Here is a 14,528-nt window from a genome sequence, read left to right on the forward strand (position 1 = left end):
ACCCTACGTGCCGGGGCCGGGAGGGGCCCAGCACAATTGTGCGGCCCTTCCCCCGGGCATCGACCAGAATGGTGCGGTGCACTACGGCATCCTCGGGACGACGACGGCCCACCACGACGACGGCACGCCGGTAGCGATCGGCGGCGCCCGGCTGCGGGCCCTGCTCACCGCCCTGGCCCTGCGGCAGGGCCGGCCGGTGCCGGCCGACCTGCTGGTGGACGAGGTGTGGGAGGCCGAGCCGCCGCAGGACTCCTCCGCCGCGCTCCAGACCCTGGTCGGCCGGCTGCGCCGGACCATCGGCCGGGACGAGGTCGGCTCCGGCCCGGCCGGGTACTGGCTGACCGGCCCGGCCACCGACCTCGCCGACTTCCAGCGGCTGACCGGTGAGGGCCGCCGCGCCCTGGACGCCGGGGACCACGCGCTCGCGGCCGAGCGGCTGCGCGCCGCCCTGGCCCTGTGGCGCGGCCCCGCGCTCGCCGACCTGCCGGACCGCACCGGCCCGGCCGTCCGGCTGGAGGCCCAGCACGAGGAGGCCCGGCGCCACCGGATCACCGCGGACCTCGGCCTCGGCCGGGCCGCCGAGCTGATCGCCGAGCTGGCCGAGCTGTGCGAACGGCAGCCGCTGGACGAGCCGTTGCAGCTGCTGATGATCCGGGCGCTGCACGAGAGCGGGCGGACGGCCGAGGCGCTGCGCCACTACGAGCGGACCAGGCGCGCCCTGGCCGACGAGCTCGGCGTCGACCCGGGGCGCGGACTCCGTTCCCTGTACGCCGAGTTGCTCGCTCCGACGGACCCGACGGAGCTGACGGGCCCGGCGGCCCCGGCGACCCCGAAGGCCCCGGCGGCCCAGGAGGGGCGGAACCCGGATCCCGCCCCCGCCCCCGCGGCGCCCCAACTCCCGCGCCCCGGCGGCAACCTGCGCGGCCGGCTGACCAGCTTCGTCGGCCGCGAGGACGATCTCGCCGCGCTGCGCGCGATGCTGACGGACCGTCGGCTGGTGACCCTGACCGGCCCCGGCGGCTCCGGCAAGACCAGCCTCTCGACGGAGGCCGGCCGCGCCGAGCAGTCCGCCGGAGGCTGGCCGGACGGCGTCTGGGTGGCCGAACTCGCCCCGCTGGAGAGCCCGGACGCGGTGCCCGCCGCCGTGGTCTCGGCGCTCGGCCTGCGCGAGATCGTGCTGCACAGCACCAGCATGGTCGCCGAGGTGATCGAGAAGCGGGCCGAGGACCCGGTGCGCCGGCTGGTCGAGCACTGCGGCCACCGCCGGATGCTGCTCGTCCTGGACAACTGCGAGCACCTGATCCAGGCGGCCGCCGACCTCGCCGACGTCCTGCTCGCCGAGTGCCCCGGGCTGACGGTGCTCGCCACCAGCCGCGAGCCGCTGGGCGTGCCGGGGGAGACGGTGCTGCCGGTGGAGCCGCTACCCGACCCGGTCGCGCTGCGGCTGTTCGTCGAGCGCGCGGCCGCCGCCCGTCCCGGCTTCGATCCGCAGGGCGACCCGGAGGCCTGCGCCGAGATCTGCCGCCGGCTGGACGGGCTGCCGCTGGCCATCGAACTGGCCGCCGCCCGGCTGCGGGTGATGACGGCGCGCCAGATAGCCGACCGGCTGGACGGCCGGTTCGCGCTGCTCACCGCGGGCAGCCGCACCCTGCTGCCGCGCCAGCAGACGCTGCGCGCGGTGGTCGACTGGAGCTGGGACCTGCTGGGCAAGCGGGAGCGGGCGGTGCTGCGCCGGCTCGCGGTGTTCGCGGGCGGCTGGCAGCTGGAGGACGCCGAGGCGGTCTGCGCCGACGGCGTCGAGGTGGCCACCGGCGAGGTCGCCGACCTGCTGCTGTCGCTGGTCGACAAGTCCCTGCTGGTGGCCGACCTGGACGGGGCCAGCCTGCCGCGCTACCGGATGCTGGAGACCATCCACGAGTACGCGACCGAGCGCCTGGCCGCGTCCGCCGCGGACCGCGCCGCCACCGAGGCCCGTCACCTGGCGCACTTCCGCACCATGATCTCGGTCGCGGACACGCAGATCCACGGCCCCCGGCAGCTGCACTGGCTGGCGGTGCTGGAGCGCGAGCAGGACAACATCCGCGCGGCGCTGCGCCGGGCGATCGACCTGCGGGACGAGGATCAGGCGCTGCTGCTCGCCCTCGGCATGAGCTGGTACTGGTCGCTGCGCGGCTACAGCATGGAGGCGCGCACCTGGTACACCGCGGTCGGCGCGCTCGGCCCGGACCCGTTCGCCCCGGACGCCCCGCGGGCGGTGCCGCTGGAGCACAGCGTGTTCGCGTACGAGCCGCCGCTGTCCGCGCCGGTGGTCGAGGAGGCCCGCCGGCTGCTCGCGATGTTCCGGCTGATCGGGCTGTTCGAGGGCAACCTGGACGTCCTCGGCGACCCGGAGGCGGTCGAGGTCGCCCAGCGGCTGATGGACGCCTACACCCCGGACCTGCCGCAGTCCTACCGCTTCCCGGCGCTGATGCGGGTGTTCGGCGCGTTCCTGGCCGGCCGCCTGGAGGTGATGAAGGACCTGCTGGACGACGCCGTGCTCGGCTGCGAGCGGTACGGCGGGCCGAGCGACCTGGCGTTCATCCTGCAGGTGCGGGCCAGGATGCTGAACGACTGGCCGAGCGGCGCGGAGCAGAGCATCGTGGACGGCAAGCGCTCGCTGGAGCTGTACGAGCGGGCGGGCGACCTCTGGGGGATCTCCCAGGCGCTGTCGGCGCACGGCGAGTCGCTGGCCAACCGGGGCGAGTCCGCGGCCGCCGCGGAGGCGTACGAGCGGGCGATCGGGCTGGTCGAGGAGCTGGGGGCGCCGCTGGAGGTGCCGATCCTGCGGGTGAATCTGGGCACCGCCCTGCTGGAGCACGACGTGGACCGCGGCGAGCGGGTCGTCCGGGAGGCGCTGGCCTCGATCGAGACCCCGGGACTCAACCAGTCCACCACCGGGGCCCTGATGTTCGGCCACCTGACGCTCTGCGGTCTGCACGCCCAGCGCGGCGAGTTCGAGCTGGCGCTGGCCGAGCTGGACGAGCTGGACACGGTCCGGGTCGGCGGTTTCGCGCCGAGCCTGGTGACCGGGATGCTGCTGAGCGCCCGGGGCTGGATCACGGCCCGGGCCGGCGATCCGGAGGCGGGGTTCGAGCTGCTGCGCGACGGCTGGCGGCAGCTGCGGGCGGTGACGGCGGCGAGCGGCTTCGCCGAGCACATGACGGTCATGGTGGTGCCCGCGGTGACGGCGGTGCTGTGCAGCTTCGCCCGGCGCGACGGGGACCTGGAGCGGGCCCGGGCGGCGGCGGTGCTGATCGGCGCGCACGGTGGGCTGAACGGCCCCAAGGGCGGCTACCTGGAGCGGTCCGAGCGGGCGCGCACGGAGGCCGTCCTGCGGGAGCTGATGGGCGACGCCGAGTACGAGGAGGCCCGGGCCGGCGGGGTCGGGACGTCCCAGGAGCAGGCCTTCGAGCTGCTGGAGGGGCTGATCGGCTAGCCCCGGGCTCCGCGGGCTCTGCGGGCTCCCCGGACTTCCCGGACTCCCCGGACTCCCTGGGCCCGTGCGGCCGGCGCCCGTCCCCCGGTCACCGGCCGCACGGGCCCGTTCCGCGGCCGGCGCCTGTCCCGGGCGGCCGGCCGTTCTCGCCCGCCGGCCCTCCCCGGCGGGAGTCGAGGGGGAGCCGACGGCGGTCGTGGGGTCAGGTCCGCTTGCGGAACCGGGCGACCGCCAGCGGGGCGAAGATCGCGGTGACGGCGGCCGACCAGACCAGCACGATCATCACCGGGTGGGCCACCGGGCCCTCGCCGTTGAGCAGGGAGCGGGAGGCGTCGGCCAGCGCCGACAGCGGGTTGACCTCGGTGAAGGACTTCAGCCAGCCCGGCATGGTGTCGGGCCTGGCGAAGATCGAGCTGCCGAACTGCATCGGCATCAGGACCAGCATGGCCACGCCCTGGACGGCCTGGGCGCTGCGCAGGGCCATGCCCAGCAGCATCGAGATCCAGACGATCGACATGCCGAACACCAGGGCCAGGCCGATGGTGGCCAGCACCTCCAGCGGTCCGGTCCGCACCTCGAAGCCGATGCACATCGCGAAGCCGATCAGGATCGCGAAGGAGAGCAGTCCGCGCAGGGTCTCGGCGACGATCTTGGACAGCAGGACCGAGGCCCGGCCGATCGGCAGGGTCCGGAAGCGGTCCATCACGCCGGTCTGGAAGTCGCTGTTGAGGCCGGTGCCGACGGCCATCGCGAGGGTGAGGCCGGTCTGTCCGAGCAGGCCGGGGATCAGGTACTGCTTGTAGTCGTCCTGGTTGCCGGCCATCGCGCCGCCGAAGACGTAGACGAACAGCACGGTGAAGATGATCGGCATCAGCACGGCGTCGAACATCGACTCCGGGTCGGCCTTGATCCGCATCAGGTTGCGCCGGGTCAGCGCGCCGACGTGGCGCAGGGTGCCGGACAGGCCGATCCGGGAGTCCTCCGCCGGCGGCCGGGCGTCCCGGGCCCGGGAGGGGGTGAGCGTGGCGGTGGTCATGCGACGGGCTCCTTGGCGAGGCTGGGGGCGGGCACCGCGGCGGAGGCGGGCTTGCCGGTGATGGCGAGGAAGACCTCGTCCAGGCTGGGCACCTTGGTGTCGATGCCGGCGACGGCGAAGCCGCGGGTGCCGAGCACCCCGATCACCGCGGTCAGCTGCTCCTCGCCGGTGATCGGCACCGCGAGCAGGCCGGTGTCGGCGGAGAAGGTGGCGTTGAGGATGCCGCTCTCGTGCAGGCAGCGGGCCATCTCCGGCAGCTCGGCCGGGTCGGTCGGGCGGACCTGGAGGGTCTGGCCGCCGACCTTGGCCTTGAGCTCGGAGACGGCGCCGTTGGCGATCACCCGGCCGCGGTCGATGACGGTCAGCTCGTTCGCGAGCTGCTCCGCCTCCTCCATGTACTGGGTGGTCAGCAGCACGGTGCTGCCCTCGGCGACCATGCGCTGCACCTCGTCCCAGACCTCGTTGCGGGTGCGCGGGTCCAGGCCGGTGGTGGGCTCGTCCAGGTAGAGCACCCGGGGGCGGCCCATCATGCTGGCGGCCAGGTCGAGGCGGCGGCGCATGCCGCCGGAGTAGGTCTTGGCGGTCCGCTTGGCGGCCTCGGTGAGCGAGAAGCGCTCCAGCAGTTCGGCGGCCCGGGCCCTGGCCTCCTTGCGGGGGAGGTCGAGCAGCCGGCCGATGAGGTAGAGGTTCTCGTACCCGGAGAGCAGCTCGTCCACGGAGGCGTACTGGCCGGTGAGGCCGATCGTGCGGCGCAGCTGCTTGGGCTGGCGCAGCACGTCGTAGCCGCCGACGAACGCGGTGCCGGCGTCCGGCTTGATCAGGGTGGAGAGGACGCGCACCAGGGTGGTCTTGCCGGCGCCGTTGGGGCCGAGCAGGGCGAGGACGGTGCCCTCCTCGACGGTGAGGTCGACCCCGTCGAGGGCCTTGGTCTCGCCGTAGTGCTTGACGATGCCGTGCACCTCCACGGCGTTCCGAGAGGTGGTTCCCCGGTCGTTCGGGGCTGTCGCGATTCGTGTCATGCCCCCAGGGTGTCCGTCCGCGCTGTCAGCTCCCTGTCGGCCGGCGCCGTGTGCTGTCAGGCCGCTGTCACCGGCCGCCGGAGGCGCTCCCCGGGCGCCGGACGCGGCCCCGGGTACGGCAGAGGCCGGGGGTACGACAGCGGCCCCCGGGGACGGCAGCGGCCCCGCTCCGAACCGGAACGGGGCCGCGAGGAGCGGGCGTCAGCGGAAGCTGTGCTCCGCCGCCGGGAAGGCGCCGGAGCGCACGTCCTCGGCGTACGCCCGGGCGGCGTCGCCGAGGACGGTCCGCAGGTCGGCGTACTGCTTGACGAACTTGGGCACCCGGCCGGCCGTCATGCCGGCCATGTCGGTCCAGACCAGCACCTGGGCGTCGGTGTCCGGTCCGCCGCCGATGCCGACGGTCGGGATCGCCAGCTGCTCGGTGGCCTGGGCGGCCAGCTCGGCCGGGACGGCCTCCAGCACCACGGCGAAGGCGCCCGCCTGCTGGACGGCCTTGGCGTCGCGCAGCAGCTGGTGCGCCGCCTCGTCGCCGCGGCCCTGGACGGGGTAGCCGCCGAGGGCGTGCACGGACTGCGGGGTGAGGCCGATGTGGGCCATCACCGGGACGCCGGCCTCGACCAGCAGCTCGATCGAGCGGGCGCTGCGCTCCCCGCCCTCCAGCTTGACCGCGCCGACCCCGGCCTCCTTCATCAGCCGGGCCGCGTTGTGCATGGCCTGCGCGGGGGACTCCTGGTACGAGCCGAACGGCAGGTCGGCGACGATCATGGCCCGTTCGGTGCCGCGGACGACGGCGGCGGAGAGCATCACCATCTGATCCATGGTCACCGGGACGGTGGTCTCGTAGCCGAGGTGGCAGTTGCCCGCCGAGTCGCCGACCAGCAGCACCGGGATGCCGGCCTCGTCGAACACGCCCGCGGTGAGGGCGTCGTAGGCGGTGAGCATCGACCACTTCTCGCCGCGCTGCTTGGCGGCGGCGAGGTCGCGGACGGTGACACGGCGGTTGGTGACCCCGCCGTAGAGGGTGGCGGTCGACGCCTGGTTCTGGGCAGGCGAAGGCGTAGAAGCGTTCATCGAACGGACTCCTGAAGGGTTGTCGTCTCGTGGCGCCGTACGGCGTCCCCGGATCACCTCCATGCTTGCACGCCCCGGCGCCCGCGCAAAGAGGGGTGCGGGCGTCCCGGTGCGATCCAGGACACACCGGGCGCGCGGGTCACCCCCCGCCGGGGTGCGCGGGCGGCCGCCGAATTTGCCTGCTCTTTACGAAACGGATTCGTCTCGTATCGTATCGCCCGTTACTCTGGTGCGGGGGGTTACGAGACGTATGCGGCTCGGAATGCCCGCCAGTGTCACACCACCACGGACGGGAAACACCCATGACCACCGCAGCCGCGCCACCCCGCGTGCCGGAAGCCATCCACCGTCGGCGCTGGGCGATCCTCGGCACCCTGCTGCTCGCCCTGCTCGTCGTCGTGCTCGACAACTCGATCCTCAACGTCGCGATGAAGACCATCGCGACGCCCGCGCCGGTCGGACTCGGGGCCACCCAGAGCGACCTGGAATGGTCGATCAACTCCTACACCCTGGTCTTCGCCGGGCTGCTGTTCACCTCCGGCCTGCTCGGCGACCGGTTCGGCCGCAAGCGCGCGCTGCTGGCCGGCATGGTGGTCTTCGGCATCGCCTCGCTGCTGTCCGCGCTGGCCGCCTCGCCCGGTGAACTCATCGGCTACCGCGCCCTGATGGGTGTCGGCGGCGCGCTCGCGATGCCCGCCACGCTGGCGATCATCATGAACGTCTTCGAGCGCTCCGAGCAGCCCAAGGCGATCGGGATCTGGGCCGGCGCGGTCGGCCTGGCCATCGCCATCGGCCCGATCACCGGCGGCCTGCTGATCGAGCACTTCTGGTGGGGCTCGGTCTTCCTGATCAACGTCCCGATCGTGGTCGTCGCGGTGATCGCGATGGTGATCCTGGTCCCCGAGTCCAAGGACCCCAGCCCGGGCCGGATGGACCCGATCGGCGTGCTGCTGTCGATCGTCGGCCTGGTCGCGCTGATCTACGGCATCATCAAGGGCGGCGAGCTGGCCGACTTCACCGCGGTCGAGGCCTGGGCGCCGACCCTGGTCGGCGTGGTCGCGCTGGTCGCCTTCGTCTGGTTCGAGCGCCGCACCGCGTTCCCCGCGCTGGACGTCACCTGGTTCCGCAACAAGGTGTTCAGCGCGTCCGTGGTGGTCGTCGGCGTGATCTTCTTCGCGCTGATGGGCGTCTCGTTCTTCGGCGTCTTCTACATCCAGAGCGTGCGCGGCTACAGCGCCCTCCAGGCCGGTGTGCTGATGCTGCCGCTGGCCGCCGCCCAGCTGGTGTTCGCCCCGCGGGCCCGGCTGGTGGTCGACCGCTTCGGCGTCGCCGCCACCGCGACCTGCGGCATGCTGCTGGTCGCGGTCGGCTTCGTCGGCTACGTCGTGCTGACCGCCACCACCCCGATCTGGGTGCTGGTCGTGCTCGGCCTGGTGATGGGCGCCGGCATGGCACACGTCATGCCGCCGGTCACCGTCGCGATCATGGCCTCGCTGCCCCGGGAGAAGGCCGGTGCCGGCTCGGCCGTCAACAACACCTTCCGCCAGGTCGGCGGCTCGCTCGGGGTCGCCGTGCTCGGCGCGGTGCTCTCCACCGTCTACCGCGACGGGATGGCCGACACCCTGACCCACCTGCCCGAGGGCCTGCGCGACAAGGCCGGCGAGTCGCTGGAGGCCACCCTGGCCATCGCCGACCGCATCCCCGGCGGCCAGGCGCTGATCGCCCCGGCGAACGACGCCTTCGTCCACGCCATGCACGTGGTGGCCTCGCTCTCGGCGGGCGTCTCGGTGATCGGCGCCGTCGTCGCCTGGTTCCTGCTGCCGCGCCGCTCGGCCGCCCCCGCCGGCCCGGCCGGCCCGGCCCCCGAACAGCGCGGCCAGGAGCGCGAGGCCGCGGCCGCGGAGGCCTGACCAGCGGCCGGGCCCACCGTGACTGAGCGACAATGGCCCTGCCACCCGGGTGCGCCCCGGGCGGCAGGGCCTCGGTCCGGGGCGGGCCCCCGCCGCGGACCCACCGAGGGACACCCCACGGCGCCAGCGCCGCCGGGGAGAGCGAGGGAGAGACAGCGGGGATGAAGACGGACACGCCGACCGCCGACACCGGGCAGCACTGCGCGGAGGTACGCCGTGGCCGGCCCCGGAGCGAGGCCGCCGAGCAGGCCATCTTCACGGCCGTCGAGGACCTGATGGCCGGCGGTACCGCGCTGTCCGAGCTCACCATCGAGGGCATCGCCGCCGCCGGTGGCGTCGGCAAGGCCACCATCTACCGGCGCTGGTCCAACAAGGAGGCCCTGCTGGTCGACGTGGTCAGCCGGCTGGAGGAGCCGCTGCCGGAGCCCACCGGCGCCGGCGCCCGGGCCGACCTGATCGCCCTGGTCGACCACGTCCGCCGGCGCGGCCTGGCCAAGCGCACCCGCTGGGTGCTCAAGGCCGCCCTCGGCCAGATGCAGACCCTGCCCGAGCTGTACTCCGCGTACCGGGAGCGGGTGATCAAGCCGCGCCGGGAGGTCGGGCTCCGCCTGATCCGCCAGGCCGTCGCCGAGGGCGTGATCCGCGACGACCTCGACCTGGAACTGCTCAACGACCTCCTGATGGGGCCGATCCTCTACCGCAGCATCCTGTGGGACGACTCCGACCTGGAGGACCCGGACCTGGCCCGCAAGCTGGTCGACTCCGTGCTCGAAGGCCTCGCACCCCGCTGACCCCGCCCGACCCGCGCCCGAACGTGGCCTCGCTCACCAAACCCGGCCACGCCGGAACCCGCTCAGCGGGACCGACGTCTGTCCCGGCATAGGCTGAGCCGGACAATCGATCAAACCGGCACCGGTCCGGTGAGTGCCCGCCCGACGACGGGCCGGACACCGGAGCGGCGACGGCACGAGCGACGGGAGCCACTTCATGGCGCAGGCGGACAGGACCGAGCGGATCGCGGCCCCCGGGGGCGACGCCGACGGCCCGGCCCCCGCGGTGCGTCGCGGCGGCTTCCTCGGCCTGCGCCACTGGGGCCGGGACGCCCGCGGCAGCGGCACCTGGCGGCGCGGCCTGGTGGTCGCCGCGCTGGCCGTGCTCACCGCCGCGCTGCTCGCCTTCCACGCCGAGGTGCCCAACAGCGTCGGCAACCTCGGCAGCCTGCTGGAGACCTTCCTGCCCTGGCTGGGCCTGGCCGTCCCGGTGCTGCTGGTACCCGCGCTGCTGCGCCGCTCCGCCACCGCGCTGCTGGCCCTGCTGCTGCCCGTCGTGCTCTGGGTCAACCTGTTCGGCGGGCTGCTGTCCGACAAGAGCGGCGGCAAGGGCGACTGGACGGTGGTCAGCCACAACGTCGCCGCCGCCAACACCGACGTGCCGGGCACCGTCCGCACCCTGGTGGACTCCGGCGCCCAGATCGTCGCCCTGCAGGAGCTGGCCGGCCGGCAGCTGCGCTCGTACGAGACCGGGCTCGCCGGCGCCTACCCGTACCACACCGTGGAGGGCACGGTCGGGCTCTGGTCGAAGTACCCGATCGAGGACATCTCCCCGGTGGACCTGAAGATGGGCTGGACCAGGGCCTTCCGGGCCGAGGTCACCACCCCGCAGGGCCCGGTCGCCGTGTACGTGGCGCACCTGCCCTCGGTGCGGCTGAAGGCCGAGGGCGGCTTCACCGTCAACCAGCGGGACCTCAGTGCGCAGGCGCTCGGCAACGCGATCCAGGCCGAGCCGCTGAAGAAGGTCCTGCTGCTCGGCGACCTCAACGGCACCATGAACGACCGCAGCCTGGCGCCGGTCACCTCGCAGATGCGCTCGGCCCAGGGCGCCGCCGGCGACGGCTTCGGCTTCAGCTGGCCGGCGGCCTTCCCGATGGCCCGGATCGACCAGATCATGAGCAAGGGCGGGCTCACGCCGGTGGACTCCCGCACCCTGTCCCGGGACGGCAGCGACCACCTCGCGGTGGCCGCCACCTACCGGTACTCGGCGTAGCGGTCAGCCGCGCCGCCAGCGGTTGGTGATCGGCAGGCGGCGGTCCCGGCCGAAGTTCTTGGCCGAGACCTTCGGGCCCGGCGGGTACTGGCGCCGCTTGTACTCGGCGCTGTCGACCAGCCGGACCACCCGGTCCACCACGGCCGGGTCGAAGCCGTCCGCCACGATCGAGTCCCGGCCCTCGTCGCCCTCGATGTAGCGGGCCAGCACGCCGTCCAGCAGGTCGTAGTCGGGCAGCGAGTCGGTGTCCACCTGGTCCGGCCGCAGCTCGGCGGACGGCGGCTTGGTGATGGTGTGCTCCGGGATCGGCGGCACCTCGCCGCGCCGCACGGCCTCCTCGTTGCGCCAGCGGGCCAGCCGGAACACCAGTGACTTGTAGACGTCCTTGATGGGTCCGTAGGCGCCCACCGAGTCGCCGTACAGCGTCGAGTAGCCGACCGCCAGCTCGCTCTTGTTGCCGGGCGCGAGCACGATGTGCCCCTCCTGGTTGGAGATCGCCATCAGCAGGGTGCCGCGCAGCCGGGACTGGAGGTTCTCCTCGGCGAGGCCGGTCAGCTCGGTCGCCGCCAGGTAGGCGTCGAACATCGGGGCGATGGAGACGGTCCGCAGGGGCAGTCCGGTGCGGCGGGCCAGCTCGGCCGCGTCGTCCCGGGAGTGCTGGGAGGAGTAGCGGCTGGGCATCGAGACGCCGTGCACGTTCCGCGCGCCCACCGCGTCCACCGCGATCGCGGCCACCACCGCCGAGTCGATGCCGCCGGAGAGGCCGATCAGCACGGACGAGAAGCCGTTCTTGGTCACGTACGCCCGGGTGCCGGAGACCAGCGCGGCCCAGATCTCGGCCTCGTCGGACCGCCGCGGCGCCACCCCGGCGGTGAGCCTCCCGGCGGGCGCGTCCTGCGGTTCGCCGCCCAGCTCGGTGCGGACCAGGTGCAGCCCGTCGCTCAGCAGCAGTCCGTCGGTGTCGTCCCCCGCGGCGGCCGGCAGGTCGAGGTCCAGCACCAGCAGGTGCTCCTCGAACTGCGGGGAGCGGGCCAGGACTTCGCCGCCCGCGCCGACCACGATCGAGTCGCCGTCGAAGACCAGCTCGTCCTGGCCGCCGACCATGTTGACGTACGCCAGGGTGCAGCCCGCCTCGGCCGCCCGGCGGCGCACCAGCTCCAGCCGCTGGTCGTCCTTGTTCCGCTCGTACGGGGAGCCGTTGATCACCAGCAGCAGCCCGGCGCCGGCCTCGCGGGCGGCGGTGACCCGGCCGCCGTCCTGCCAGATGTCCTCGCAGACGGCCAGCGCGACGTCCACCCCGTGCAGCCGCAGCACCGGCAGCTGGTCGCCGGGGACGAACCAGCGGAACTCGTCGAACACGCCGTAGTTGGGCAGGTGGTGCTTGGCGAATCGGGTCACCACCTCGCCCCGGTGCAGCACCGCGGCGCAGTTCTGCGGAGAGCCGGCCGGACGGTTGAAGCGCGGCGAGGCGTGCTCGGAGCGCCCGAGGTAGCCGACCACCACCGGGACCTCGCCCAGCCCCTCCGCGGCCAGGCGGCCGGCCAGCTCGACCAGCGCGGCGCGGGAGGCCTCGATGAAGGAGTGGCGCAGGGCGAGGTCCTCCACCGGGTATCCGGTGAGGGCCATCTCGGGGAAGGCGACCAACTGCGCGCCGGCCTCCGCGGCCCGCTTGGTCCAGCGCACCACCTCGTCGCCGTTGCGGGCGAGGTCACCGACCCAGGGGTCGATCTGGCTCAGGGCGAGACGGAGATTGGGCATGCCCCGAGTGTAATCGTCCAACTGACGCGATGTCCTGGGCGGGGGTCCGCGGCGGGGGTCGGCGCTGCCGGGCCGGGCGGGGATCGGCCATGATGGGGGCAACCGCTTTACGAGGTCTTTCCACGGCCTCCGGGGCGTAACACGAGCGTAAAGAGCAGAGGTGAGACTGTCCCCATGGGCAAGCAGCAGCAGTTCGTGCTTCGGACGCTCGAAGAGCGTGACATCCGGTTCGTCCGGCTGTGGTTCACCGACGTGCTCGGGTTCCTGAAGTCGGTCGCGGTGGCGCCGGCCGAGCTGGAGCAGGCCTTCGAGGAGGGCATCGGGTTCGACGGCTCGGCGATCGAGGGCTTCGCCCGGGTGTACGAGTCCGACATGATCGCCAAGCCGGACCCGACCACCTTCCAGATCCTGCCGTGGCGCTCGGAGACCCCGGGCACCGCCCGGATGTTCTGCGACATCCTGATGCCGGACGGATCGCCGTCCTACGCCGACCCCCGGTTCGTGCTCAAGCGCACCCTGGAGAAGGCCTCCGAGCAGGGATTCACCTTCTACACCCACCCGGAGATCGAGTTCTTCCTGCTGAAGAACCTGCCCGGCGACGGCACCCCGCCGATCCCCGCCGACCACTCCGGCTACTTCGACCACACCCCGCGCGGGGTGGGCCACGACTTCCGCCGACAGGCGATCACCATGCTGGAGTCGATGGGCATCTCGGTCGAGTTCTCGCACCACGAGGGCGCCCCCGGCCAGCAGGAGATCGACCTGCGCTACGCCGACGCGCTGTCCACCGCCGACAACATCATGACCTTCCGGCTGGTCATGAAGGAGGTCGCGCTGGAGCAGGGCGTGCACGCGAGCTTCATGCCCAAGCCGTTCTCCGAGCACCCCGGCAGCGGCATGCACACCCACGTCTCGCTGTTCGAGGGCGACCGCAACGCGTTCCACGAGTCCGGCGCCGAGTACCAGCTGTCCAAGGTCGGCCGGTCCTTCATCGCGGGCCTGCTGAAGCACGCCGCCGAGACCGCCGCCGTCACCAACCAGTGGGTGAACTCCTACAAGCGGATCTGGGGCGGCTCCCAGCGCACCGCCGGGGCCGGCGGCGAGGCGCCGTCCTACATCTGCTGGGGCCACAACAACCGTTCGGCACTGATCCGGGTGCCGATGTACAAGCCGGGCAAGCAGGGCTCCACCCGGATCGAGGTCCGCTCCCTGGACACCGGCTGCAACCCGTACCTCGCCTACGCCGTCACCCTCGCGGCCGGCCTGAAGGGCATCGAGGAGGGCTACGAGCTCCCGCCCGGCGCCGACGACGACGTGTGGGCGCTGTCCGACTCCGAGCGCCGCGCCCTCGGCATCCAGCCGATGCCGCAGAACCTCGGCGAGGCCATCGACCTGATGCAGCGCAGCGAACTCGTCGCCGAGACCCTCGGCGAGCACGTCTTCGACTTCTTCCTGCGCAACAAGCGCCAGGAGTGGGAGGAGTACCGCTCCGAGGTCACCCCGTTCGAGCTGCGGAAGAACCTCCAGGTGCTGTGAGCGGGTGACGGCCGCTCAAACCCCCGTCGGCCCGCTGTCGCCCAGGAGGGCGGCAGCGGGCCCTCCTATGGAGTGGACCTGCGGCGGAATCGCCGCACCGGTGGCGGAATGTGATGCTTATGTGACGGAGGGTTGTGGTCCGACCGGCCTGCTCGTCCGTCCATCCTGAAAGAGGATCACATGATCTCCTCCGTCAGTCGCGCCTCCGCCACCCGTCTGCTCCTCCGCAGGACCTGCGTCGCGGGCGCCGCCGTCGCCGCCGTCGCCGGCCAGCTGCTGGCCGCCCCGACCATCGCCGACGCCCGTGGTTCGGGGACGCCCTCCGGGCCGGAGGCGGGTGTCCAGCACGCACAGCAAGCCCAGCCCGCACAGCGCGCGAAGCAGCGGGCCACCACGATCGCCGAGAACCAACTGCCCTTCACCACCCGCTTCGAGGGCGACTTCCACGGCTCCATCACCCGGGTCAGCAACTCGCTGATGACCTGCGACGAGACCAAGGCGCCGCTCGACCCGGAGCAGCCGCCCTGCCTGGACGCCCGCAAGGGCCTCGGCCCCAGGCCGATCAACAACAAGTACGAGATGAACTACATCAACATCGACCCGGGCTCGGTCGGCCCGCTCGGTGACGCGATCTACTCCGCCAGCTCCGCCGACCTCGGCCTGATCGACGGCTCCCGGGT

The 14,528-nt window shown here is 73.1% G+C and carries 9 protein-coding genes and 1 pseudogene; 6 read left to right on the plus strand and 4 right to left on the minus strand.

The window, feature by feature from the left end; translation table 11 throughout:
- Positions 1–76: 76 nt before the first annotated feature.
- Positions 77–3,475: an AfsR/SARP family transcriptional regulator gene (locus tag ACZ6EM_RS10405; RefSeq protein WP_465772230.1), complete on the plus strand. Its 3,399-nt coding sequence runs from the start codon at positions 77–79 to the stop codon at positions 3,473–3,475.
- A 202-nt stretch (positions 3,476–3,677) separates the two neighbouring features.
- On the opposite strand, the gene ACZ6EM_RS10410 is transcribed toward ACZ6EM_RS10405, so the two are convergent.
- The 3 genes from ACZ6EM_RS10410 to panB form a co-directional block, all read right to left on the minus strand.
- Complete coding sequence (locus ACZ6EM_RS10410; protein ID WP_452178349.1) at positions 3,678–4,511, minus strand: ABC transporter permease; 834 nt, start codon at positions 4,509–4,511, stop codon at positions 3,678–3,680.
- The gene (locus tag ACZ6EM_RS10415; RefSeq protein ID WP_401055773.1) at positions 4,508–5,530 is read right to left on the minus strand and encodes an ATP-binding cassette domain-containing protein; all 1,023 of its coding nucleotides are present in this window, start codon (positions 5,528–5,530) and stop codon (positions 4,508–4,510) included. The genes ACZ6EM_RS10410 and ACZ6EM_RS10415 overlap by 4 nt, the downstream gene beginning before the upstream one ends.
- Positions 5,531–5,731: 201 nt before the next feature.
- Positions 5,732–6,601 (minus strand): 3-methyl-2-oxobutanoate hydroxymethyltransferase, encoded by an 870-nt coding sequence (panB, locus tag ACZ6EM_RS10420; RefSeq protein WP_359896934.1) that lies wholly within the window; start codon positions 6,599–6,601, stop codon positions 5,732–5,734.
- Between the two features lie 302 nt (positions 6,602–6,903).
- Between panB and ACZ6EM_RS10425 the strand changes: the two genes are divergently transcribed.
- From ACZ6EM_RS10425 to ACZ6EM_RS10435, 3 genes are all read left to right on the plus strand, one after another.
- The gene (locus ACZ6EM_RS10425) at positions 6,904–8,511 is read left to right on the plus strand and encodes an MFS transporter (protein ID WP_380540355.1); all 1,608 of its coding nucleotides are present in this window, start codon (positions 6,904–6,906) and stop codon (positions 8,509–8,511) included.
- Between the two features lie 161 nt (positions 8,512–8,672).
- Positions 8,673–9,302, plus strand: a complete 630-nt coding sequence (locus tag ACZ6EM_RS10430; protein WP_401049286.1) for a TetR/AcrR family transcriptional regulator — start codon at positions 8,673–8,675, stop codon at positions 9,300–9,302.
- Between the two features lie 196 nt (positions 9,303–9,498).
- Positions 9,499–10,554, plus strand: coding sequence for an endonuclease/exonuclease/phosphatase family protein (locus ACZ6EM_RS10435; protein WP_452178352.1), 1,056 nt, complete (start codon positions 9,499–9,501; stop codon positions 10,552–10,554).
- A 3-nt stretch (positions 10,555–10,557) separates the two neighbouring features.
- Here ACZ6EM_RS10435 and ACZ6EM_RS10440 read toward each other — a convergent pair whose 3' ends face one another.
- Positions 10,558–12,312: an NAD+ synthase gene (locus ACZ6EM_RS10440; RefSeq protein ID WP_401049290.1), complete on the minus strand. Its 1,755-nt coding sequence runs from the start codon at positions 12,310–12,312 to the stop codon at positions 10,558–10,560.
- 174 nt (positions 12,313–12,486) lie between these two features.
- Here ACZ6EM_RS10440 and glnA point away from each other — a divergent pair, with 174 nt between their 5' ends.
- Together glnA and ACZ6EM_RS10450 are read left to right on the plus strand one after the other, a co-directional pair.
- Positions 12,487–13,848 carry a type I glutamate--ammonia ligase gene (glnA, locus tag ACZ6EM_RS10445; protein ID WP_359896944.1) on the plus strand — a complete coding sequence of 454 codons (1,362 nt, stop codon included), beginning with the start codon at positions 12,487–12,489 and terminating at the stop codon, positions 13,846–13,848.
- Positions 13,849–14,028: 180 nt separating this feature from the next.
- A pseudogene (locus ACZ6EM_RS10450) lies at positions 14,029–14,528 on the plus strand (hypothetical protein); the annotation flags it as partial.

The sequence above is a fragment of the Kitasatospora sp. NPDC041917 genome (assembly GCF_055589745.1).